General features: G+C 69.7%; 17 protein-coding genes and 3 rRNA genes. 18 read left to right on the forward strand and 2 right to left on the reverse strand.

Features of this window, described 5'->3' with window-relative positions:
* Positions 1–12: 12 nt before the first annotated feature.
* Positions 13–843: a DUF3109 family protein gene (locus CP967_RS19125; RefSeq protein WP_150489133.1), complete on the reverse strand. Its 831-nt coding sequence runs from the start codon at positions 841–843 to the stop codon at positions 13–15.
* 41 nt (positions 844–884) lie between these two features.
* Between CP967_RS19125 and CP967_RS19130 the strand changes: the two genes are divergently transcribed.
* From CP967_RS19130 to ilvD, 5 genes are all read left to right on the forward strand, one after another.
* Positions 885–1,832: a Ppx/GppA family phosphatase gene (locus CP967_RS19130; protein ID WP_150489134.1), complete on the forward strand. Its 948-nt coding sequence runs from the start codon at positions 885–887 to the stop codon at positions 1,830–1,832.
* 159 nt (positions 1,833–1,991) lie between these two features.
* Positions 1,992–2,798 (forward strand): sugar phosphate isomerase/epimerase family protein, encoded by an 807-nt coding sequence (locus tag CP967_RS19135; RefSeq protein WP_150491942.1) that lies wholly within the window; start codon positions 1,992–1,994, stop codon positions 2,796–2,798.
* Positions 2,795–3,409 (forward strand): TetR/AcrR family transcriptional regulator, encoded by a 615-nt coding sequence (locus tag CP967_RS19140; protein WP_150489135.1) that lies wholly within the window; start codon positions 2,795–2,797, stop codon positions 3,407–3,409. The genes CP967_RS19135 and CP967_RS19140 overlap by 4 nt, the downstream gene beginning before the upstream one ends.
* Positions 3,410–3,571: 162 nt before the next feature.
* Complete coding sequence (locus CP967_RS19145) at positions 3,572–4,849, forward strand: PQQ-binding-like beta-propeller repeat protein (protein WP_150489136.1); 1,278 nt, start codon at positions 3,572–3,574, stop codon at positions 4,847–4,849.
* A 260-nt stretch (positions 4,850–5,109) separates the two neighbouring features.
* Positions 5,110–6,960 carry a dihydroxy-acid dehydratase gene (gene ilvD, locus CP967_RS19150; protein WP_150489137.1) on the forward strand — a complete coding sequence of 617 codons (1,851 nt, stop codon included), beginning with the start codon at positions 5,110–5,112 and terminating at the stop codon, positions 6,958–6,960.
* 33 nt (positions 6,961–6,993) lie between these two features.
* Here ilvD and CP967_RS19155 read toward each other — a convergent pair whose 3' ends face one another.
* Positions 6,994–9,186 (reverse strand): protein kinase domain-containing protein, encoded by a 2,193-nt coding sequence (locus CP967_RS19155; protein ID WP_150489138.1) that lies wholly within the window; start codon positions 9,184–9,186, stop codon positions 6,994–6,996.
* A gap of 124 nt (positions 9,187–9,310) precedes the next feature.
* Between CP967_RS19155 and CP967_RS19160 the strand changes: the two genes are divergently transcribed.
* From CP967_RS19160 to CP967_RS19225, 13 genes are all read left to right on the forward strand, one after another.
* On the forward strand, positions 9,311–9,673 hold the full coding sequence (locus CP967_RS19160) for an SH3 domain-containing protein (protein ID WP_150489139.1): 363 nt from the start codon (positions 9,311–9,313) through the stop codon (positions 9,671–9,673).
* 20 nt (positions 9,674–9,693) lie between these two features.
* Positions 9,694–10,227 carry a hypothetical protein gene (locus CP967_RS19165; RefSeq protein ID WP_150489140.1) on the forward strand — a complete coding sequence of 178 codons (534 nt, stop codon included), beginning with the start codon at positions 9,694–9,696 and terminating at the stop codon, positions 10,225–10,227.
* A gap of 94 nt (positions 10,228–10,321) precedes the next feature.
* Positions 10,322–11,107, forward strand: coding sequence for a class I SAM-dependent methyltransferase (locus tag CP967_RS19170; protein ID WP_150489141.1), 786 nt, complete (start codon positions 10,322–10,324; stop codon positions 11,105–11,107).
* Between the two features lie 109 nt (positions 11,108–11,216).
* Complete coding sequence (locus CP967_RS19175; protein WP_150489142.1) at positions 11,217–12,017, forward strand: ABC transporter ATP-binding protein; 801 nt, start codon at positions 11,217–11,219, stop codon at positions 12,015–12,017.
* Positions 12,014–12,772, forward strand: coding sequence for an ABC transporter permease (locus tag CP967_RS19180; protein WP_150489143.1), 759 nt, complete (start codon positions 12,014–12,016; stop codon positions 12,770–12,772). The genes CP967_RS19175 and CP967_RS19180 overlap by 4 nt, the downstream gene beginning before the upstream one ends.
* Before the next feature lie 59 nt (positions 12,773–12,831).
* Positions 12,832–13,641, forward strand: a complete 810-nt coding sequence (proC, locus tag CP967_RS19185; RefSeq protein ID WP_150489144.1) for a pyrroline-5-carboxylate reductase — start codon at positions 12,832–12,834, stop codon at positions 13,639–13,641.
* An 802-nt stretch (positions 13,642–14,443) separates the two neighbouring features.
* A 16S ribosomal RNA gene (locus tag CP967_RS19195) occupies positions 14,444–15,969 on the forward strand.
* Between the two features lie 302 nt (positions 15,970–16,271).
* A 23S ribosomal RNA gene (locus CP967_RS19200) occupies positions 16,272–19,396 on the forward strand.
* Between the two features lie 79 nt (positions 19,397–19,475).
* Positions 19,476–19,592: ribosomal RNA gene (gene rrf / locus CP967_RS19205) — 5S ribosomal RNA — on the forward strand.
* The 16S, 23S and 5S rRNA genes sit together here, the layout of an rRNA operon.
* Positions 19,593–19,820: 228 nt before the next feature.
* A complete protein-coding gene (locus CP967_RS19210; RefSeq protein WP_150489145.1) occupies positions 19,821–20,465 on the forward strand; it encodes an HAD family hydrolase in 645 nt (214 codons plus the stop codon).
* A 54-nt stretch (positions 20,466–20,519) separates the two neighbouring features.
* Complete coding sequence (locus CP967_RS19215) at positions 20,520–21,800, forward strand: MFS transporter (RefSeq protein ID WP_150489146.1); 1,281 nt, start codon at positions 20,520–20,522, stop codon at positions 21,798–21,800.
* Positions 21,769–22,941, forward strand: a complete 1,173-nt coding sequence (locus CP967_RS19220; protein WP_150489147.1) for an acetoin utilization protein AcuC — start codon at positions 21,769–21,771, stop codon at positions 22,939–22,941. Before CP967_RS19215 ends, CP967_RS19220 begins: the two co-directional genes overlap by 32 nt.
* A gap of 192 nt (positions 22,942–23,133) precedes the next feature.
* Positions 23,134–23,949 (forward strand): phosphatase, encoded by an 816-nt coding sequence (locus CP967_RS19225; protein ID WP_150489148.1) that lies wholly within the window; start codon positions 23,134–23,136, stop codon positions 23,947–23,949.
* Positions 23,950–24,060: the final 111 nt, after the last annotated feature.

Below are 24,060 nucleotides of genomic sequence, written 5' to 3' on the forward strand. Positions count from 1 at the left end.
GCGCCGGCCGCGTCACGCCGGGTCCGCCGGGTGCGGGGCCATCGGCAGCAGGGACGCGAGGCGCTGCTCGCACAGCCCGGCGAGCACGGCGTACGCCTCCTCACCCATCAGCTCGGTGAGCTCGGGCCGGTAGGAGACGTACACCGGCTTCCCCGCGCCGTGCGCGGAGGTCGCCGAGGTGCACCACCAGTGCAGGTCGTGACCGCCCGGCCCCCAGCCGCGCCGGTCGTACTCACCGATGGAGACCTGGAGGACGCGGGTGTCGTCGGGCCGGTCGATCCAGTCGTAGGTGCGCCGCACCGGCAGCTGCCAGCACACGTCGGGTTTGGTCTCCAGCGGCTCCCTGCCCTCGCGCAGCGCCAGGATGTGCAGTGAGCAGCCCGCACCCCCCTCGAAGCCCGGCCGGTTCTGGAAGATGCAGGAACCCTTCCAGCGCCGGGTCTGGCGTTCGCCGTCGTCGTCGACACCGACCCAGCCCGTCCCGGTGCCGACGTCGTGGAACTGCCAGATCTCCGGCGAGAGCCTCGCCACATGGGAGGCCACCCGTTTCTCGTCGTCCTCGTCGGAGAAATGGGCGCCCAGGGTGCAGCAGCCGTCGTCCGCGCGGCCGGCCTGGATGCCCTGGCAGCCGCTGCCGAAGACACAGGTCCACCGGGACGTCAGCCAGGTGAGGTCGCAGCGGAAGACCTGCTCGTCGTCGGCGGGGTCGGGGAATTCGACCCAGGCCCGCGGGAAGTCGAGCCCCTTCTCGTCGGGCCCGTCCGCTTCCGGCCGGGGCGCCTCCTGTTTCGTTCTCTGCTTCTTCGTGACTTTGTCCGGCTTCGCCTTTTTCGTCTTTGGCACGGGCCCAGAGTAAGTCCCGTACCGCAGTAGCGTTTCCCGGTATGAGACTCGGAGTCCTCGACGTGGGGTCGAACACGGTTCATCTGCTGGTGGTCGACGCGCACCCCGGCGCCCGCCCGCTGCCCGCGCACTCGCACAAGGCGGAACTGCGGCTGGCCGAACTCCTCGACCCGGAAGGGGCGATCGGTCCGCGGGGCGTCGACCGCCTGGTGACGACGGTCACCGACGCACTGCGGGCGGCCGAGGACCTGGGCTGCGAGGACGTGCTGGCGTTCGCCACCTCCGCGGTGCGCGAGGCGAGCAACGCGGACCGGGTGCTGGCCCGGGTGAAGGAGGAGACCGGTGTCGCCCTCACCGTCCTCAGCGGCGAGGAGGAGGCCCGGCTGACCTTCCTGGCCGCACGGCGCTGGTTCGGCTGGTCGGCGGGGAAACTGCTCGTCCTGGACATAGGCGGCGGCTCGCTGGAGGTGGGGTACGGCCTGGACGAGCAGCCCGACGCGGCGGTGTCGCTGCCGCTGGGCGCGGGACGGCTCACCGCGGCCTGGCTGCGGGGCGACCCGCCGGACCCGTCCGCGATACGGGACCTGCGCCGCCATGTCCGTACGGGCATCGCGCGCACGGTCGGGGAGTTCAACCGGCTCGGCCCGCCCGACCACGTCGTCGGCACCTCCAGGACCTTCAAGCAGCTCGCCCGGATCACCGGCGCCGCCCGCTCGGCCGAGGGGCTGTACGTCCAGCGGGTCCTCACCCGCAAGGCGCTCCAGGAATGGGTGCCGAAGCTGTCGGAGATGACCGTCGAACAGCGCGGGGCGCTGCCCGGTGTCACCGAGGGGCGTGCCGCCCAGCTGCTGGCGGGGGCCCTGGTCGCCGAGGGCGCGATGGACCTGTACGGCGTCGAGGAGCTGGAGGTCTGCCCGTGGGCGCTGCGCGAGGGCGTCATCCTGCGCCGGCTGGACCATCTCCCGGCGCGGCAGGACGCCCTCGCCTGACCGGTTCCGGTACGGGGAGGGCGGGCCCGGCCTCCCGCCCTCCCGGCCGCCCGCGCCCGGTGATGGTCCTTGCCCGGTGATGGTCCTTCTCACTTTCCGCCGGAGGCCCTCGGCGCCGCGCACCACTGCCCTTACCCTGGCCAGGTGGCAGATCCAGTGGTGCGCGTCCCGGATGCGAAGGTCGCCCTGTCGACGGCCTCGGTCTATCCGGAGTCGACGGCGACGGCCTTCGAGATCGCCGCGCGCCTGGGATACGACGGTGTCGAGGTCATGGTCTGGACCGACCCCGTCAGTCAGGACATCGAGGCGCTCCGCCGCCTCTCCGACTACCACCGGGTGCCGATCCTCGCCGTCCACGCGCCGTGCCTGCTGATCACCCAGCGCGTCTGGTCCACCGACCCGTGGGTCAAGCTCCAGCGGGCGCGGGCCGCGGCGGAGAAGCTCGGGGCCTCCACGGTGGTGGTGCACCCGCCGTTCCGCTGGCAGCGCGGTTACGCCCGCGGCTTCGTCGAGGGGATCTGGCGCATGGCCGACGAGACCGACGTCCGCTTCGCCGTCGAGAACATGTACCCGTGGCGCTACCGGGACCGCGAGATGCTCGCGTACGCCCCGAACTGGGACGTCACCCACGACGACTACCGGCACTTCACCGTGGACCTCTCGCACACCTCGACCGCGCGCACCGACGGCCTGGCCATGGTGGACCGGATGGGCGACCGGCTCGCCCATGTCCACCTCGCCGACGGCAAGGGTTCCGGCAAGGACGAGCACCTGGTCCCCGGCCGGGGCGACCAGCCCTGCGCCGCACTGCTGGAACGGCTGGCCGCGGGCGGCTTCGACGGCCATGTCGTCATCGAGGTCAACACCCGGCGTGCCATGTCCTCGGCCGAGCGCGAGGCGGACCTCGCCGAGGCGCTCGCCTTCACCCGGCTGCACCTGGCCTCCTCCCGGACCTCACGCCCGTGACCCAGGACGGTCCGGCGCCCCGCCGGCGGGGGCGCCCCTCCCGCACGGCGGCGGCCGGCCCGGACGCCCGGACGAGGATTCTCCGGGCGGCCCGTGAGGAGTTCGCCGAGCGCGGTTACGACAAGACCTCGGTCCGGGGCATCGCCAGGGCGGCCGGGGTCGACGCGGCACTGGTCCACCACTACTTCGGCACGAAGGAGGAGGTCTTCGCGGCGGCCGTGGAGCTCTCCTTCGAACCGGCCCTGGCGGCGCCCGCGGTCCTCGGCGGCCCGGTGGAGGGCATGGGGGAGCGGCTCGCCCGCTATGTCATCGGCGTGTGGGAGGACCCGGTGTCCCGGGCGCCGCTGCTGGCCGTCCTGCGCTCGGCGCTCACCCACGAGGCGGCGGCGAAGGTGCTGCGCGGGTTCGTGCTCCGCCGGCTGCTGGAGCGGATCGCGGCGGACCTGGACGTGCCCGACCCGGCGCTCCGGGCCGAGCTGGCCGCCTCGCACATGATCGGGATCGCCCTCCTGCGGTACGTGATCCGGGCGGAGCCGCTGGCCTCGGAGGACCCGGAACGGATCATCGCGATGGTGGCGCCCACGCTCCAGCGGTACCTCGCCGACCGCTGAGCGAACACCGGGTTTTGCTTGTGTGACGGGTGTTCCGGTGCCTTCACGGCGATGTTGCGGATCGGTATCAGGCGCTGACCAGGATCGATCCCGGTGCTTTGCTGTGCGGCAGCGGTGATCCGCATGTGTGGATCGCGAACGACAACAGTGGGGGCACGGACCATGACGACTCGGAACGCGCGCATACCGGACCGCCCGGCCCAGGACACCGGGCCGGCCGTCCTGCCCCGGCGGCGGCTGCTGCGGATGGCCGGCGCCGGGCTCGGCCTCGCGCTGGCCGGTGCGCTGACGACGGCGTGCGGTCCGGAGGAGGTGGACGCCTCCGGCGGCATGGACGGCTCCCCGACTCCCGGCGGGAGCGGCGAGGGCGGCGGGGACGCGTTCAGCACACCGCCCGCCGGGACCGCCCCGCACGCGCTGTGGGAGCACGGGGCGGCGGTGGGCACCCTCGGCAACCACGAGGTCCTCGCCGTCGTGGGAGACGTGGTGCTGGTCGCCGGCGACCCGCTGGTGGGCCGGGACGTCGCCACCGGCAAGGAGATCTGGTCGCTGAAGGACGCGGCCACGCCCGGAGCACGGCTGATCATGGGCGGGGGCACCCTCTACCTGGCCAGCGGCCGGTACGACGGCGACGTCGTGGGCCTGGACCCGGCCACCGGCGAGGAGACCTGGCGCAGCCGCCTGGAGGGGCGCTACTCCCAGCCCCGGCCCATCGGCGCCGACGCCGAACGCGTGTACGTGATCGCGGGCATCCTGGAGAAGGACCTCAGCTCCCGGACGAACGTGATCGCCGCCATCGACATCCGTACCGGCAAAGCCGTCTGGAGCGAGCGGCGGGACACCGGGACCGAGGAGTCCGGCCTCACCTCCGCGGTGCTCGGCGGCCACCTCGTCTACACCGACCACCGCAAGAACCTGACCGTCCGCGACACCGCGACCGGGCGGCAGCTGTGGACCAAAAAGATCAGCCGGTCCAACTTCGACCGGATGGCCGTGCACGACGGGGCGGTGACCGTCGCCGACAGCCGGTACCTGCGTTCCTTCTCGCTGGAGGACGGCGGCGAGCGCTGGGTGCTGAAGACCGAGGAGTTCTCCCTCTTCAACGGCCCGACCGTCCTGGACGGGGTCCTCTACGCCTCGGACAGCACCCGTGTGCTGTGGGCCGTCGACCCGGCCACCGGCAAGCAGCGGTGGCGCAGCGCCGGGGAGCCCGGCGTCCCGGTGCCGCTCCAGTTCGCCAAGGTGGGGGACACCCTGTACGGGGCCACGGAGTTCAGTGAGAAGGGCGGCGTCCAGGCCTACGACGCCCGGGACGGGAAGCTCCGCTGGACCTTCAACGACGGCAAGGGCAGCCCGGTGGCGCAGTGGTACGTGGCCCCGGCCGGCGAACGGCTGGCCGCACTGCACGACGACCGCCTGCTGGCCCTGCCCGCAGTGTGACGTACGGGCGGGCGGGGGCGGTGCCGCGGGAGGTCCGCCCCGGCCCGCACCCCGTCGGCGGTCACCGTGGGGGACGCCGTAGGGGACACCGGGCGGTCATCGGCGGAGGGCGGCGGTCACCGTGGGGGACGCCCGGCGGTGCGTGCCCCGCCTGCCCGCCCGCCGAACACCGAATCTCGCATTACGGACACTCTGTCCAGATCTTGGCACCGGAGGCGTACTCTCGTAGGCAGTCTTTTCTGTCGAAGGAGCGAGCCACGATGCCCCAGCTGAGGTCCCGCACTGTCACCCACGGCCGCAACATGGCGGGCGCCCGCGCCCTGATGCGGGCGTCCGGCGTAGCCAGTGAGGACATCGGCAAGCCGATCATCGCGGTGGCCAACTCCTTCACCGAGTTCGTGCCCGGCCACACCCACCTCGCGCCGGTCGGCCGGATCGTCTCCGAGGCGATCCTGGCGGCGGGCGCGGTGCCCCGCGAATTCAACACCATCGCGGTCGACGACGGCATCGCCATGGGCCACGGCGGCATGCTCTACAGCCTGCCCTCCCGCGACCTCATCGCCGACAGCGTCGAGTACATGGTCGAGGCCCACTGCGCCGACGCCCTGATCTGCATCTCCAACTGCGACAAGATCACCCCGGGCATGCTGATGGCCGCGATGCGCCTCAACATCCCGACCGTCTTCGTCTCCGGCGGCCCGATGGAGGCCGGCAAGGCCACCCTCGTCGACGGCACGGTCCGCAAGCTGGACCTGATCAACGCCATCAGCGACGCGGTCGACGAGAGCGTCTCGGACGAGGACATCCTGCGCATCGAGGAGAACGCCTGCCCCACCTGCGGCAGCTGTTCCGGCATGTTCACCGCCAACTCCATGAACTGCCTGACCGAGGCCCTCGGCCTCTCCCTCCCCGGCAACGGCTCCGTCCTCGCCACGCACACCGCCCGCAAGGCGCTGTACGAGGAGGCCGGCCGCACGGTCGTGGAGATCACCCGGCGCTACTACGAGCAGGACGACGAGACCGTCCTGCCGCGCGCCGTCGGCTCCCGCGCGGCCTTCGACAACGCCATGGCGCTCGACATCGCCATGGGCGGCTCCACCAACACGATCCTGCACCTGCTCGCCGCCGCCCAGGAGGCCGAGCTGGACTACGGCCTCGCGGACATCGACGCGGTCTCGCGCCGGGTCCCCTGCCTGGCGAAGGTCGCGCCCAACGTCGCCCCCGGCGGCACGTACTACATGGAGGACGTCCACCGCGCGGGCGGCATCCCCGCCATTCTCGGCGAGCTGCACCGCGGCGGACTGCTCGACGAGGACGTGCACACGGTGCACTCCGCCACCCTCGCCGAGTGGCTGAAGAACTGGGACGTCCGCGGCGGCTCCCCGTCCCCCGAGGCCGTCGAGCTGTGGCACGCCGCCCCGGGCTGCGTCCGCAGCGCCACCGCCTTCTCCCAGTCCGAGCGCTGGGACACCCTCGACACGGACGCCGCCGGCGGATGCATCCGCGACCTGGAGCACGCCTACTCCAAGGACGGCGGACTGGCGGTCCTCAAGGGCAACCTCGCCGTGGACGGCTGCGTCGTGAAGACGGCGGGCGTCGACGAGTCGATCTGGACCTTCGAGGGCCCGGCGGTCGTCTGCGAGTCGCAGGAGGAGGCCGTCGACAAGATCCTCCGCAAGGAGATCAAGGAGGGCGACGTCGTCGTCATCCGCTACGAGGGCCCGCGCGGCGGCCCCGGCATGCAGGAGATGCTCTACCCGACGTCCTTCCTGAAGGGGCGCGGCCTCGGCAAGTCCTGCGCGCTGGTCACCGACGGCCGGTTCTCCGGCGGCACCTCCGGCCTGTCCATCGGGCACGCCTCGCCCGAGGCGGCGTCCGGCGGCACGATCGCGCTGGTCGAGGACGGCGACCGGATCCGGATCGACATCCCGAACCGCTCGATCGAACTGCTCGTCACGGACGAGGACCTCGCCGCCCGCCGCGAGGCCCTGAACGGCGTGTACGCGCCGAAGGACCGTGACCGCAAGGTCTCCGCCGCGCTGCGCGCCTACGCGGCGATGGCCACGAGCGCCGACCGGGGCGCCGTCCGCGACGTCTCCAAGCTGGGCTGACCCGCCCCGCCCCCGCCGGCCCCGCCCCTGGTGTCACCAGGAGGCGGGGTCGTCCGCGTCCACGGCGAAGACCGAGCCGTCCGGCGCGGTGCCGATGACGCTCCGGCCGACGACCACGGGGGCGGGCAGCGACGCGGCACCGGCCGGCTTCCCCTCCCGCAGCCGGGGCCGGGTCTGCCCGAGCAGCGTGCCGTGCTCCGCGTCGACGGCCAGCAGCCGCCCGTCGGCCGCCGAGACGTACAGGCGGCCGCCTTCGCCGGGCACCGGCGCGGAGGTCAGCCCGGAGGCCGTCTCCAGCCGCCACCGCTCGGCCGGCCCCGCGCCGGGCCGGACGCCCACGGCCAGCAGGGTGCCGCCGCGTTCCATCAGCCAGGCGGTGTCCCCGGCCACCACGACCGCCGGTACGACCATCCGGAAGGGCAGCGGCACCCGCGCCACCGTCCGGCGCTCCGGGTCGTAACGGACCAGCTCCGTGGTCTGCGCCCGGTCGTTCACGGAGGTCAGCACCAGTTCCCCGCCGGACACCCCGGCCGGGGCCAGCATCCCGGCCAGGCGCCGCTGCCAGACGGTACGCCCGGTCCTCGCCTCGATCGCGGTGACGAGGGTGGTGGCGCCGTCGGCGGCGTCCTCACGGAGGTAGGCGAGCCGGGAGCCCTCGTCGTACCACGCGTAGCCGGGCATCCGGTGGCCCGGCACGGTGTGCCGCCAGCGCGCCTTCCCGGTCTCCGGGTCGAGGCCCTCCGCCGCGCCGTCCACCCCGGTCAGCAGCAGGGTGTCCCCCGCGGGGAAGGGCGTGTCCACGTAACCGGCGAGGTCCGTCCGCCAGAGTTCGGTGCCCCGGCCGGGGTCGTACGCCGTGAGGGCCTCGCCGGGTACGACGGTCCAGACGGGCCCGTCCGGGACCGCCCCCGGCACAGCGCCCTCCCCCGTGCCGTCCCGGTGCGACCAGAGCACCCGGCCGTCCGCCGGGTCCAGCCGCACCGTGCCCCGGCCGGCCCCGGTACAGGTCAGCAGGGGGCCCGCGGCGGAACAGGAGGGGGTGCCGGCCGTGCTCCCCAGCGCGGTCCGCCAGGGGACGAAGGCGGCCGGCCGCCGCGCCGCCGTCCCGGCCGCGGCCGCTCCCCCCTCCTCGGGCCCGCCCCGGGTGCCGAGGGCCCACACGCCTCCGGCGGCCAGGACCAGGAGGGCGGCCACGGCGGTGAGCGCGCGCCGGGCGGAAAGGACCCGGCGGGCCCGCGGGGTGCTCCCACCGGGCAGCCCGTCCCCGGAACGTATGTGCGTGGCCGCCCCGGAACGTATGCGGGTGGCCGCCCCGTCCGCGGCCGGCGCCCCCTCGGCCGGCCCGTCCGGCCCGGCCGGGGCGGGCCGCCGCTGGGCCGGCACGAAGGCGGACGCCTCGTACGACGGGGGCTGCAGCGCCGCCATGATCTCGTCGGGCGTCGGACGCGCCGCGGGATCCTTCGCCAGGCACCGCCCCACCAGCGGGGCGAGGTCCGGGGGCACCCCGGCCAGATCGGCCTCGTCGTGCACCACCTGGTAGGCGACGAGATACGGACTGTCCGAGTCGAACGGGCCCCGCCCGGTCGCCGCGTGGACCAGCACCGCCCCCAGCGCGAACACATCGGCCGCCGGGCCGACCTCACGCGGACGCTGGAACTGCTCGGGGGCCATGTACGGCGGGGAGCCGATCAGCCTGCCCGTCTCGGTCCGCACCTCGCTGTCGTAGGGGCGGGAGATCCCGAAGTCGATGACCTTGGGCCCGGAGTCGGGCAGCAGGACGTTGCCCGGTTTGAGGTCGCGGTGGACGACCCCGGCCCGGTGGATGTCCCGCAGCGCCTCGGCGAGCCCGGCGGTGAGCCTGCGCAGCCCGGCGGGGCTCATCGGCCCGTTCCGCTTCACCTGGGCGGCGAGCGTCGGCCCGGGGACGTAGAGGGTGGCCATCCAGGGCAGCGCGGCATCCGGATCGGCGTCCACGACCGGCGCGGTGAACGCCCCGCTGACCCGCCTGGCAGCCGCCACCTCCTGCCGGAAGCGCGCCCTGAACTCGGGGTCCGTGGCGTGCTGCGGATGCACGACCTTGACCGCGAGCTGAAGCCCGGAGGGCGAGCGCGCCAGATGGACCACACCCATGCCCCCCGCGCCGAGACATGCCTGAAGCCGGTACCGCCCGGCGTATTCCGGATGCTCCGCTTCCGGGTGCGACCCGGCCCCTCGCAGCGGCGGCATCGCCCACCCCCGTGTGTTCGACCGCAAGCGCGACGCACGGAGCCTAGTCGATGGTGCGTACGGGGCCGGTACGCCTTGTTAGCCTGCGCGTCACGCATTTCGATTCTCAACGGGGGAAATTCGCATGGGCGTTGAAGACAGCACCGTCGGCACGGGTCCGGCCGTCGCCACGGAGGCGGCCGTCGCCACGGACGGCACGGCGGCGGCCGGTGAGGAGATCGCGGTACTCGCCGCGGACGTCATCACCTATCCGATCGCCCCGGGCTACCGCGTGAACGTCCGCCGGGGGCCGGGCACCCAGTACGGCATCATCCGGACGCTGCCGTACGGCATGAGCGTCCCGGTCTTCTGCCAGAAGGCCGGTGAGCGGGTCACCGGGCCGTACGGCACCTCGAACATCTGGGACAACATCGGCCGCAGCGAGTACGTCTCGGACACCTACGTCCGTACGGGCAGTGACGGCTACATCGCCCCGCGCTGCGGCTGACACGCGGGATAATCGGTGCCGTGAGCGAGAACAGCGAGACGACCGAGACCCCCGCCGGCTCCGCCCCCGAGGGCCCCAGGCCCGAGCCACTGCGCTTCTTCGGCACGACCTGGGTCGGCCACGACGGCGGTTACGGGGCGCGGCGGGCGGGGGTCGCGGCCGGTTCGCTGGCCGCGGCGGCCGTCTCCTGTCTCGTGCTGCGCTTCGCCTTCCAGGGCCTGGAGATCGCCGAGGTCGGCAGCTTCGTCGGCATGCTCGTGGTGGTGATGTTCGCGGTGTGCAGCGCCATCGCGTTCCGCCGGACCTGGGACGGCTTCAACCGCCGCCCCGCCGACCCGGCCCGCGAGGACAGCCTGCGCGGGCTGAAGGCGGTCGGCTTCATCGGCTCGCTCCTCGCCTACTTCATCCGCTCGCTCACGGAGGCGCCCGGCGAGAAACTGCGGCGCGCGGAGTACGAGACGGCCCTCGCCCGGTACGAGAAGCGGCGCTCCACCCGCACCGGGAACCCGGCGGCCCGCAGGAGCGCCAAGGGGAAGCGGCCGGGACGCAAGTAGCCCCGGTACGACCCCCGCCGGGGCCGGGTGCGGGGACCGCCCGTACCGGACCCCGGGGGTTCCCTCCCGCCGGCGGCGCGGGCCACGATGGACCATGGTCACCACACCCGAAGCCGTACCCCGCCGCCTCTCCTTCGACCGGTCCGCCGCCCTGTACGCGGCCGCCCGCCCCGGATACCCGCCCGCCCTCTTCGACGCGCTCGCGGAGCTGGCCGGCCGCCCGCTGGAGGGAGCCCGCACCGTCGACGTCGGCGCGGGCACGGGCATCGCGACCCGTCTGCTGCACGAGCGCGGCGCCAGGGTCACGGCCGTCGAACCGGGGCCGGGCATGGTCGCCGAACTGCGCCGCTCACTGCCGTCCGTACCCGTCGTCAGGGGCGACGGCAACCGGCTCCCGCTGGCCGGCGGCTCGGCGGACCTGATCACCTACGCCCAGTCCTGGCACTGGACGGACCCCGTGCTCGCGTTCGCCGAGGCCGCCCGCGTCCTGCGCCCCGGCGGCGCCCTGGCGCTCTGGTGGAACATCGCGGACCACACCGTCGACTGGGTCGTCGAGCAGGACGCGAGGCTGGTCCGCCACTTCGGCGACACGGGCGAGAGCGCGCACGCCATGCCCGCCCTGACCGAGGGGCACCCGGTGCCGGAGGCGCCCGGCGGCGCCTTCGTCCGGCGGTTCCTGCCCTGGACCCGGCCCGTGACGGTCGACGCCCATCTGGCCAACCTCTCCAGCCACTCCGCGTTCCTGATACGGGGCGGGGCCGCCGAACCGCGCAACCGCCGGTTCCTGGAGGAGGAGCGCGGTCATCTCGCCGCCGTCTTCCCGGACGGCACGGTAGAGGAGCGCTACGTGGTCGACCTGGCCGTCGCCGTCCTCGGGTGAGCCGCGCGCTCCCCGCCCGTACGGGAAGCGGCCGGGCCGGCGGGGAGCCGTCCGCCGCAGGTGCCCGGGCACCTTGACGCGACCCCGTGACCGGAGAATTATTCATCACATGATGAATTACCCGGGTGCGGGCCTCACCGGCGCGGAGCACCGGCCCGCCGTCGAGGCCCGCGCCCTCACCGTCGTGCGGGGCGGGCGCACCGTCCTGCACGACCTCGGCTTCTCGGTCCGGGCGGGCCGGATCACCGGCCTGCTCGGACCCTCCGGCTGCGGCAAGACCACGCTGATGCGCGCGATCGCCGGCACCCAGGCCGGGGTGCGGGGCTCCCTCGACGTCCTGGGGCACCCGGCCGGCCACCCGGCCCTGCGCCCGCGCATCGGGTACGTCACCCAGGCCCCTTCCGTCTACACCGACCTGACGGTCCGGCAGAACCTGGAGTACTTCGCCGCGGTGCTCACCCCCGGCAGGGCCCACCGCGACGCCCGGCGGGACGCCGTGGACCGGGCCGTCGGGGACGTCGGTCTCACCGGCCACGCGGACGTACTCGCCGGGAACCTCTCCGGCGGCCAGCTCAGCCGGGTCTCCCTCGCCGTCGCCCTGCTCGGCACCCCGGGCCTCCTGGTGCTGGACGAGCCGACCGTCGGCCTGGACCCCGTGCTCCGGCGCGACCTCTGGGACCTCTTCCACGCGCTGGCCGCGGACCGGGGCACCACGCTCCTGGTCTCCTCGCACGTCATGGACGAGGCCGAGCGCTGCCACCGGCTGCTGCTGATGCGCGAGGGCACGCTCCTCGCCGACGACAGCCCGGACGCCCTCCGCGCGCGCACCGGTTCGGACACCGTCGAGGAGGCATTCCTGCACCTCGTGGACCGGGCCGCGACCGATCCCCGCCAGGAGGAGACCCGATGAGCACCGGCACCTTCCCGCCCGGCCCGGCCCGCACCCTGGCCACCGCGGCCCGCGTCCTGCGCCAGCTGCGCCACGACCCGCGTACGGTCGCCCTGCTGCTGCTCGTCCCGGCACTGATGATCACCCTGCTGCGGTACGTCTTCGACGGCAGCCCCGGGACCTTCGACACCGTCGGGGCCTCGCTGCTCGGCGTCTTCCCGCTGATCACGATGTTCCTGGTGACCTCGATCGCCACCCTCAGGGAGCGCACCTCCGGCACCCTCGAACGCCTGCTGGCCATGCCCCTGGGCAAGGCCGACCTGATCGCGGGATACGCCCTGGCCTTCGGCGCCGTCGCCGTCGTCCAGTCCCTCCTGGCCACCGCGCTCTCCGTATGGGTCCTGGGCCTCGACGTCGTCGGCTCGCCCTGGCTGCTGCTCCTGGTCGCCCTGCTGGACGCCCTGCTCGGCACCGCGCTCGGCCTGTTCGTCTCGGCCTTCGCTGCCTCCGAGTTCCAGGCCGTGCAGTTCATGCCGGCGGTGATCTTCCCGCAGCTGCTGCTGTGCGGCCTGTTCACCCCGCGCGACCGGATGCACCCGGTCCTGGAAGCCGTGTCGAACGTCCTGCCGATGTCGTACGCCGTCGACGGGATGAACCAGGTACTCGGCCACCGGGGAGTCACGGCCGACTTCTGCCGTGACGTCCTGGTCGTCGCCGGCAGCGCGGTGCTCGTCCTCTGCCTCGGGGCGGCAACCCTCCGCCGCCGTACCGCCTGAGCGGGCGGTGCGAGGATGACGGGCGACGACGCGTACCGCCGCCCGGAGGGTGAAACCGTATGACCCAGACAGTCGCAGTCCTCGGTACAGGCAAGATCGGCGAGGCCCTGCTCAGCGGCATGATCCGCGCCGGATGGCGGGCCTCCGGCCTGCTGGTGACCACGCGCCGCACGGAACGCGCCGAGGAACTGCGCACCCGTTACGGCGTCGAGTCCGTCAGCAACCCCGAGGCGGCCAAGAGCGCGGACATCCTGATCCTCGCGGTGAAGCCGCAGGACATGGGCGGGCTCCTCGGCGAACTCGCGCCCCATCTCACCGCGGACCGCCTGGTCATCAGCGCCGCCGCGGGAATCCCGACCTCGTTCATCGAGGAGCGCCTCACCGAGGGGACCCCCGTCGTCCGCGTCATGCCGAACACCCCCGTCCTGGTGGACGAGGGAATGTCCGTCATCTCGGCCGGCAGCCACGCGACGCCGGAACACCTCGCGCTCGCCGAGGCGATCTTCGGGGGCGTCGGCAAGACCCTCCGTGTCCCGGAGTCCCAGCAGGACGCGGCCACCGCGCTGTCCGGTTCGGGCCCGGCGTACTTCTACTTCCTCGTCGAGGCCATGACCGACGCGGGCATCCTGCTCGGTCTGCCCCGGGCCCAGGCGCACGACCTGATCGTGCAGGCCGCCATCGGCGCCGCCGTCATGCTGCGGGACAGCGGGGAGCACCCGGTCAAGCTCCGCGAGGCGGTGACCAGCCCGGCGGGCACCACCATCAGCGCCATCCGGGAGCTGGAGAACCACGGGGTGCGCGCCGCGCTCATCGCGGCCCTGGAGGCCGCCCGTGACCGGAGCCGCGAACTGGCCTCCGGCAACGGCTGAACCGCATACCGCCGGGGTGGGGCCGTCGCCGCGCCGCCGTGCGGCGGCTCCACCGCCCGGGTGCCCGCCACGCCCCGCCGTGGCCCGCGCGACCACCGGCCGGTCCGCCCGTACAGGGGTGGGAGGGCCGGGGTTGACACGGCCGGACGGGGACCGTAGTGTGCTCCGAGTTGTCCGACGTGAGCGCCGACTCCGGTCGGTCCCCGGGCAGCCATTCCGCAGTCACTCATCAAACGAACGACATCTGTCGTGCGTTTTGTATGTGCGTCTGTGCGAAATGAGGAATCAGCGTTCGAAGGACCCCGATTAGCGTCGGGCCCCGGGATTCCGCTAATGTCTCACTCGTCGGAACGGCCGAAGGGCCGGGAAGACAAACCCCGCTGACTGGGAATCAGGCCCGAAAGGATCTGATAGAGTCGGACTCGCCGGAAAGGGAAAGCGCGAAAGCGTGGGACCGGGAAGGCGAGTGCAGGAATCCCGCTTCGGCCGGGAATCGGACACGGAAGAGTCTGATAGAGTCGGAAACGCAAGAACGAAGGGAAGCGCCCGGAGGGCCCGGTGAGACGGGACCGAAGGAAGCGTCCGTTCCTTGAGAACTCAACAGCGTGCCAAAAGTCAACGCCAGATATGTTGATACCCCGGCCTGCTTCGGCAGGTTGGTGGTTCCTTTGAAAAGACCTGCCCGGTCCGGAACTTTTTCGGATGCGGTCAGGCACACACAGCGAGGACGCTGTGAACGACCGGTCATATTCCGACCTGGTCGTTCCGCTCTCGTGGTGTTCATCCCGATCACGGGAAAACATTCACGGAGAGTTTGATCCTGGCTCAGGACGAACGCTGGCGGCGTGCTTAACACATGCAAGTCGAACGATGAAGCCCTTCGGGGTGGATTAGTGGCGAACGGGTGAGTAACACGTGGGCAATCTGCCCTTCACTCTGGGACAAGCCCTGGAAACGGGGTCTAATACCGGATAATACTCTGTCCCGCATGGGACGGGGTTGAAAGCTCCGGCGGTGAAGGATGAGCCCGCGGCCTATCAGCTTGTTGGTGGGGTGATGGCCTACCAAGGCGACGACGGGTAGCCGGCCTGAGAGGGCGACCGGCCACACTGGGACTGAGACACGGCCCAGACTCCTACGGGAGGCAGCAGTGGGGAATATTGCACAATGGGCGAAAGCCTGATGCAGCGACGCCGCGTGAGGGATGACGGCCTTCGGGTTGTAAACCTCTTTCAGCAGGGAAGAAGCGAAAGTGACGGTACCTGCAGAAGAAGCGCCGGCTAACTACGTGCCAGCAGCCGCGGTAATACGTAGGGCGCAAGCGTTGTCCGGAATTATTGGGCGTAAAGAGCTCGTAGGCGGCTTGTCACGTCGGATGTGAAAGCCCGGGGCTTAACCCCGGGTCTGCATTCGATACGGGCTAGCTAGAGTGTGGTAGGGGAGATCGGAATTCCTGGTGTAGCGGTGAAATGCGCAGATATCAGGAGGAACACCGGTGGCGAAGGCGGATCTCTGGGCCATTACTGACGCTGAGGAGCGAAAGCGTGGGGAGCGAACAGGATTAGATACCCTGGTAGTCCACGCCGTAAACGTTGGGAACTAGGTGTTGGCGACATTCCACGTCGTCGGTGCCGCAGCTAACGCATTAAGTTCCCCGCCTGGGGAGTACGGCCGCAAGGCTAAAACTCAAAGGAATTGACGGGGGCCCGCACAAGCAGCGGAGCATGTGGCTTAATTCGACGCAACGCGAAGAACCTTACCAAGGCTTGACATATACCGGAAAGCGCCAGAGATGGTGCCCCCCTTGTGGTCGGTATACAGGTGGTGCATGGCTGTCGTCAGCTCGTGTCGTGAGATGTTGGGTTAAGTCCCGCAACGAGCGCAACCCTTGTTCTGTGTTGCCAGCATGCCCTTCGGGGTGATGGGGACTCACAGGAGACTGCCGGGGTCAACTCGGAGGAAGGTGGGGACGACGTCAAGTCATCATGCCCCTTATGTCTTGGGCTGCACACGTGCTACAATGGCCGGTACAATGAGCTGCGAAGTCGTGAGGCGGAGCGAATCTCAAAAAGCCGGTCTCAGTTCGGATTGGGGTCTGCAACTCGACCCCATGAAGTCGGAGTTGCTAGTAATCGCAGATCAGCATTGCTGCGGTGAATACGTTCCCGGGCCTTGTACACACCGCCCGTCACGTCACGAAAGTCGGTAACACCCGAAGCCGGTGGCCCAACCCCTTGTGGGAGGGAGCTGTCGAAGGTGGGACTGGCGATTGGGACGAAGTCGTAACAAGGTAGCCGTACCGGAAGGTGCGGCTGGATCACCTCCTTTCTAAGGAGCACTTCTTACCGAGTTCGCTCGGTCAGGGGCCAGTACACCGGCGAGTGTCCGGTGCTGGTTGCTCATGGGTGGAACGTTGACTATTCGGCACGGCTGGTCTGGTTTCTGTTAGTACTGCTTCGGCGTGGAACACGGGGAATGGGCTGGTCGGGTTGGGCACGCTGTTGGGTGTCTGAAGGTACGGCCGTGATGGTCGCCTTCGGTTGCCGGCCCCAGTGCACTCACCTGTTATGGGTGGGGTGATGGGTGGCTGGTCGTTGTTTGAGAACTGCACAGTGGACGCGAGCATCTGTGGCCAAGTTTTTAAGGGCGCACGGTGGATGCCTTGGCACCAGGAACCGATGAAGGACGTGGGAGGCCACGATAGTCCCCGGGGAGCTGTCAACCGAGCTTTGATCCGGGGGTTTCCGAATGGGGAAACCCGGCAGTCGTCATGGGCTGTCACCCGCTGCTGAACACATAGGCAGTGTGGAGGGAACGAGGGGAAGTGAAACATCTCAGTACCCTCAGGAAGAGAAAACAACCGTGATTCCGGGAGTAGTGGCGAGCGAAACCGGATGAGGCCAAACCGTATGCGTGTGATACCCGGCAGGGGTTGCGCATGCGGGGTTGTGGGAGTTCTCTTTCACAGTCTGCCGGCTGTGAGACGAGTCAGAAACCGTTGATGTAGGCGAAGGACATGCGAAAGGTCCGGCGTAGAGGGTAAGACCCCCGTAGCTGAAACATTGACGGCTCGTTTGAGAACCACCCAAGTAGCACGGGGCCCGAGAAATCCCGTGTGAATCTGGCGGGACCACCCGCTAAGCCTAAATATTCCCTGGTGACCGATAGCGGATAGTACCGTGAGGGAATGGTGAAAAGTACCGCGGGAGCGGAGTGAAATAGTACCTGAAACCGTGTGCCTACAAGCCGTGGGAGCGTCGCGCATCGAGCTTGCTCGGTGCGTCGTGACTGCGTGCCTTTTGAAGAATGAGCCTGCGAGTTAGCGGTGTGTAGCGAGGTTAACCCGTGTGGGGAAGCCGTAGCGAAAGCGAGTCCGAACAGGGCGTTTGAGTTGCACGCTCTAGACCCGAAGCGGAGTGATCTAGCCATGGGCAGGTTGAAGCGGAGGTAAGACTTCGTGGAGGACCGAACCCACCAGGGTTGAAAACCTGGGGGATGACCTGTGGTTAGGGGTGAAAGGCCAATCAAACTCCGTGATAGCTGGTTCTCCCCGAAATGCATTTAGGTGCAGCGTCGTGTGTTTCTTGCCGGAGGTAGAGCACTGGATAGGCGATGGGCCCTACCGGGTTACTGACCTTAGCCAAACTCCGAATGCCGGTAAGTGAGAGCGCGGCAGTGAGACTGTGGGGGATAAGCTCCATGGTCGAGAGGGAAACAGCCCAGAGCATCGACTAAGGCCCCTAAGCGTACGCTAAGTGGGAAAGGATGTGGAGTCGCAGAGACAACCAGGAGGTTGGCTTAGAAGCAGCCACCCTTGAAAGAGTGCGTAATAGCTCACTGGTCAAGTGATTCCGCGCCGACAATGTAGCGGGGCTCAAGCGTACCGCCGAAGTCGTGTCATTCATACACATAGGGCCAACGCCTGTATGGATGGGTAGGGGAGCGTCGTGTGCCGGGTGAAGCAGCCGCGGAAGCGAGTTGTGGACGGTTCACGAGTGAGAATGCAGGCATGAGTAGCGATACACACGTGAGAAACGTGTGCGCCGATTGACTAAGGGTTCCTGGGTCAAGCTGATCTGCCCAGGGTAAGTCGGGACCTAAGGCGAGGCCGACAGGCGTAGTCGATGGACAACCGGTTGATATTCCGGTACCCGCTTTGAAACGCCCAGTACTGAATCAGGCGATGCTAAGTCCGTGAAGCCGGCCCGATCTCTTCGGAGTTGAGGGTAGTGGTGGAGCCGATGAACCAGACTTGTAGTAGGTAAGCGATGGGGTGACGCAGGAAGGTAGTCCAGCCCGGGCGGTGGTTGTCCCGGGGTAAGGGTGTAGGCCGTGTGGTAGGCAAATCCGTCACACGTTAAGGCTGAGACCTGATGCCGAGCCGATTGTGGTGAAGTGGATGATCCTATGCTGTCGAGAAAAGCCTCTAGCGAGTTTCATGGCGGCCCGTACCCTAAACCGACTCAGGTAGTCAGGTAGAGAATACCGAGGCGTTCGGGTGAACTATGGTTAAGGAACTCGGCAAAATGCCCCCGTAACTTCGGGAGAAGGGGGGCCATCACCGGTGATCCGATTTACTCGGTGAGCTGGGGGTGGCCGCAGAGACCAGCGAGAAGCGACTGTTTACTAAAAACACAGGTCCGTGCGAAGCCGTAAGGCGATGTATACGGACTGACGCCTGCCCGGTGCTGGAACGTTAAGGGGACCGGTTAGTGCACTTTCGGGTGTGCGAAGCTGAGAACTTAAGCGCCAGTAAACGGCGGTGGTAACTATAACCATCCTAAGGTAGCGAAATTCCTTGTCGGGTAAGTTCCGACCTGCACGAATGGCGTAACGACTTCTCGACTGTCTCAACCATAGGCCCGGTGAAATTGCACTACGAGTAAAGATGCTCGTTTCGCGCAGCAGGACGGAAAGACCCCGGGACCTTTACTATAGTTTGATATTGGTGTTCGGTTCGGCTTGTGTAGGATAGGTGGGAGACTTTGAAGCGGCCACGCCAGTGGTTGTGGAGTCGTCGTTGAAATACCACTCTGGTCGTGCTGGATGTCTAACCTGGGTCCGTGATCCGGATCAGGGACAGTGTCTGATGGGTAGTTTAACTGGGGCGGTTGCCTCCTAAAGAGTAACGGAGGCGCCCAAAGGTTCCCTCAGCCTGGTTGGCAATCAGGTGTTGAGTGTAAGTGCACAAGGGAGCTTGACTGTGAGACCGACGGGTCGAGCAGGGACGAAAGTCGGGACTAGTGATCCGGCAGTGGCTTGTGGAAGCGCTGTCGCTCAACGGATAAAAGGTACCCCGGGGATAACAGGCTGATCTTCCCCAAGAGTCCATATCGACGGGATGGTTTGGCACCTCGATGTCGGCTCGTCGCATCCTGGGGCTGGAGTCGGTCCCAAGGGTTGGGCTGTTCGCCCATTAAAGCGGTACGCGAGCTGGGTTTAGAACGTCGTGAGACAGTTCGGTCCCTATCCGCTGTGCGCGTAGGAATATTGAGAAGGGCTGTCCCTAGTACGAGAGGACCGGGACGGACGAACCTCTGGTGTGCCAGTTGTCCTGCCAAGGGCATGGCTGGTTGGCTACGTTCGGAAAGGATAACCGCTGAAAGCATCTAAGCGGGAAGCCTGCTTCGAGATGAGTGTTCCCACCACCTTGAGTGGTTAAGGCTCCCAGTAGACGACTGGGTTGATAGGCCAGATGTGGAAGCCCGGTAACGGGTGGAGCTGACTGGTACTAATAGGCCGAGGGCTTGTCCTCAGTTGCTCGCGTCCACTGTGTTAGTTCTGAAATAACGAACGGCCGTGTTGTTGTCCGGTGTTGGTTAATTTCATAGTGTTTCGGTGGTCATTGCGTTAGGGAAACGCCCGGTTACATTCCGAACCCGGAAGCTAAGCCTTTCAGCGCCGATGGTACTGCAGGGGGGACCCTGTGGGAGAGTAGGACGCCGCCGAACAATTATTCCGGGAAAGCCCCGCACCTTTTGGTGCGGGGCTTTCCTGCGTTCACCACCGGTTTCATCGCGCTGCCGGTTCCATCGGCCGGGGGCCGGCGTACCGGACCGGTTCCCCTCCGGTACGGGCCCGGCAGGCATCCCGGGCAACCCCCGTGTGCCGTGATGTGCGGCCTTTGTCGTCGCGCGCTGTTCCACGAGGGATTACGGGACAGCCCTTACTGTCGGACCATGCGCTACGAACTGGTCATCTTCGACAACGACGGTGTGCTTGTCGACAGTGAGCCGATCTCCAACACCGTCCTCGCCGGCTACCTCACCGAGCTCGGCCACCCCACCACGTACGAGGAGTCCGTCCGCGACTTCATGGGGGCGGCCGTCCACCGGGTGCACGACCTCGTGGAGGAACGGACCGGCCAGAAGCTGCCCGCGGACTTCGACGAGCAGCTGAACACCCGTACCATCGCCGCCTTCCAGCAGGAACTCGTCGTCGTCGACGGTGTCGAGGAGCTGCTGGGCAAGCTGGTCGCCGACGGGGTCGCCTACTGCGTCGCCTCGTCGGGAAGCCACCGGAAGATCGTGGCCGGGCACCGGCGGACCGGGCTCGACCAGTGGTTCGAGGACGAGTGGATCTTCAGCTCGGAGGACGTCGGGCGGGGGAAGCCGGCGCCCGACCTGTTCCTGCACGCCGCCGCGAGCATGGGTGTCAGCCCCGAGCGCTGCGTGGTGATCGAGGACAGTCCGCTCGGTGTCGAGGCGGCCCGTGCCGCGGGGATGGACGTCTACGGCTTCACCTCGATGATGCCCGCGGACCGGCTCACCGGGGTCACCGGGCACTTCTCCGACATGGCAGGGCTTCCCGGACTCCTCGCCTGAACTCCCGCTCCCGCAGTCTGTCCAGCGCTGTCCCCGGGCCATACGCTCGCGGCCATGACGAACGCGCGGCTGCGGTACGGCAGAGCCTCCCTGGCCTTGAGCTTCCTGGTGCAGGGGGTGACCTTCGCCCTGCTCGTGACGCGGATCCCCGCGATCCAGGACCGGTACGGGATATCCGACGGGCTGCTGCCCGTGTTCCTGGCCGCCGTTCCCGTCCTGGCGGGGGTTGCCAGTGTGGCCACCGAGAAGGTGGTCGCCCGGGTGAGGCCGGCCGTCCTGCTCCGGTGGGCGCAGCCCGTGGTGATGCTGGCGCTGCTCGGGGTGGGCGCGGGTGACGAGGTGTGGCAGGCCGCCGTGGCGCTGGGTGTCTTCGGGCTGGCGGTCGGAGCGCTCGACGCGTCCATGAACATGATGGGCGTCAGCCTGCAACGCGCGTACGGGCGCAGCATCATGCTCGGGTTCCACGCCGCCTACAGCCTCGGGGGCATCGCCGGGGCGTCCCTGGCGTGGTCGGGCGCCCACTGGGACCTCCCCCTGCTGGTGTCCTATCTGCCGGCCGTGGTGCTCCTGCTGCCCGCGGCGCTCCTCGGGAGCCGCTGGTACACCACAGGGGGCGAGGACGGCGCGCCGGCGGTGGAAGGGGCCGGGGCGGTCCTGCCGGCGGCCGGAGAGGGAACCGGGAGGGCGGGGGAGTCCGGTACGGCGGGGGAGGCCGGGAAGGGGCCGGGGGGTCCCCCGGTGCCGTTCGGACTGCTGATGCCGCTCTGCCTGGTGATGGCGTTCGCGTACATCGGGGACTCGACGGTCTCCAACTGGAGCGCGAAGTACCTTCAGGACGTGCTGGGCGGTTCGGAACAGCTGGCGACCGTCCCGTACAACGTCTACATGGTCACGACGCTGCTGGGGAGGGCCGTCGGGGACCTCGGGGTGCGGCGGCTGGGCGCGGTGGCCGTGGTGCGCGGAGGGAGTGTGCTGGCGGCCGCGGGGTTCGGGGTGGTGGCGGTGGCGCCCGGGCCCTGGTGGGGGATGCTCGGGTTCACGCTGCTGGGGCTGGGGCTCTGTGTGATCGTGCCGCAGACGTTCGCCGCGGCCGGACGGCTTTTCCCCGGGGCGAGCGATGTGGCCGTGGCCCGGCTGAACGTCTTCAACTACGTGGGTTTCCTCGTCGGGTCGCCGCTCGTCGGCGCGCTGGGTGACGTGTGGAGCTACCGGGGGGCGATGCTGGTCCCGATGGTGCTGGTCCTCGCCACGCTCGTGTACGCCAGGTCGTTCGGCGCGGAGCCCGCCCGATACGGTGGCGGGCATGAGCGGGCGCGCACGGCTGATGTGGGATGACGCGGTAACGGCATACGACTTCGGGGACAGCCATCCCATGGACCCGGTCAGGCTCGCCCTGACGATGTCACTGGTGCGTGCCTACGGGCTCGACCGGGCGGTGGATGTGCGGTCCGCCCGGGCCGCGGGGGAGTCCACCCTGCGGCTGGTGCACCGCGGGGACTACGTGGCCGCGGTGCGCGCGGCGTCCGCCGATCCGGTCTCGGCCGACCAGGCGTACGGGATCGGCACCACCGACGACCCGGCCTTCGCCGGTATGCACGAGGCGTCCGCGCTGATCGCCGGACTGTCCGTCGGCGCGGCCGAGGCGGTGTGGCGGGGAGAGGCCGCGCACGCGGTGAACTTCAGCGGCGGGCTGCACCACGCGATGCCGGGCGCGGCGGCCGGTTTCTGCGTCTACAACGATCCGGCGCTGGCCATCGCCCGGTTGCTGGAGCTGGGTGTGGAGCGGGTCGCGTACGTCGATGTGGACGTGCACCACGGTGACGGCGTCCAGGCGGCGTTCTGGGAGGACCCGCGGGTCCTGACCGTGTCGCTGCACGAGCATCCCCGCACGCTCTTCCCGCAGACCGGGTGGCCGGAGGAGACCGGCGCGGGGGCGGGCGAGGGATCCGCGGTCAACGTGGCGCTCCCGGCCGGTACGGGTGACGCGGGGTGGCTGCGGGCGTTCCACGCGGTGGTGCCGGAACTGCTGGCCGATTTCCGGCCGCAGGTACTGGTCACCCAGCACGGGGCCGATACGCACTTCGAGGACCCCCTGGCCCATCTCGCGGTGTCGCTCGACGCGCAGCGCGCGGTCATGACGGCCTGTCACGAGCTGGCGCACGCCCACGCGGAGGGGGGACGCTGGGTGGCGCTCGGCGGGGGCGGTTACGAGGTGGTGGACGTCGTACCGCGGTCCTGGACCCACCTGGTGGGCATTGCCGCGCACGCCCCGGTGGACCCGGAGTCGGTGATCCCGCCGTCGTGGCGGGACGAGGTGTACGCCCGGACCAGGCAGCCGGGACCGGCCCGGATGACGGACGGCCGGACGCCGGTGTGGCGGTCGTGGGAGGACGGCTACGACCCGGCGGACCGGCTGGACCAGGCGGTGCGGGCGACCCGGCGGGCGGTGTTCCCGCTGCGGGGGCTGCTGGCCTGAGCGGGCGGGATCCGTACGGCGGACTCCGTACGGTGGGTTCGTACGGCGGGGAGCCGGACCGGGAGGGGCCCGCGCGGCGGGTCGCCGTACCGGTCACGCCGGCCGCGCCGGCGGTCACGGGTTCTCACGCCAACGGGGGGCAGCCCGCCGGTTCCGGCCTCCGGCCGGCCCTGGTAGGGCAGCATCGGCAGGGTGTTGAGCACCGGAGCGCTGCGCGCGCATCTGCTGTCGGCCCGGCTGGCCGGGACCGTGGCGACCACGCGGGAGGCCAGCCTGCGGAGTTACCGTCTCTTCGCGGCGCGGGACCCCCGGGTGCTGCTGGGCCTCGACCCCGGCCGGGCCTGGAGCGAGCGTGACCTGCTGAGGCTGATGGCCGAGCGGTGCGGGGTGTCGGACGACCCCGGGCAGGTCGCGGGCCTCGACGTGATCGATCCGGAGCGGACGCTGGCGGGTCTGGACGCGTTCGCGGGGCGGCTGGCGGACGCCGCGCGGCGGCGGTCCCCGGTGCTGTTCGGCACCGGGCACCCGCACCGGCTGCTCGGTTTCTACGCCGGGCTGGCAGACGCGCTGTCGGCGGCCGGGTGCGCGGTACTCACCCACGCGCAGGGGCGATGTGTCGACATAACGACCCGGTTCGGTGTACGCACGCACAGCGTCCACTACGTGCGGGGCGTTGCGATGATGCGCGAACCGGGCGTGCGGGCGCCGGGTGGTGCGACCGGCGCGCATACGCATTCCCCGCTGCCGGTCAGGGTGGTCCTGGAGGCGGCGGTGGAGGCCGGCGGGGTGTTGCCGGAGCTGGTGGTGGGGGACCACGGCTGGGTCTGCGGGGCAGGTCAGCTGGGTATCGAGGCCATCGGCCTGGCGGACACCGACGACCCGGCGCTCTTCGTGGGGGAGGCCGAGGGAGTGGTGTCGGTCGCCGTGCCGCTCGATGACGCGGTGCCCTCGGAGCACTACCGGCCGCTGGCACGTTATGTACTCGATCGGGCCCGTCTGTCACCGTAGGCGCCCTGTCGTCTCACCTCTTCCCCACTCGCATCACCCGCCCCTAATCTGGGCGGTGAGCGCACAACGACGAAGAGTCACCGGAGGGGAAGCCGGTGCGCGTCTCGTGCG

The sequence above is a fragment of the Streptomyces nitrosporeus genome (assembly GCF_008704555.1).
GTDB lineage: Bacteria > Actinomycetota > Actinomycetes > Streptomycetales > Streptomycetaceae > Streptomyces > Streptomyces nitrosporeus.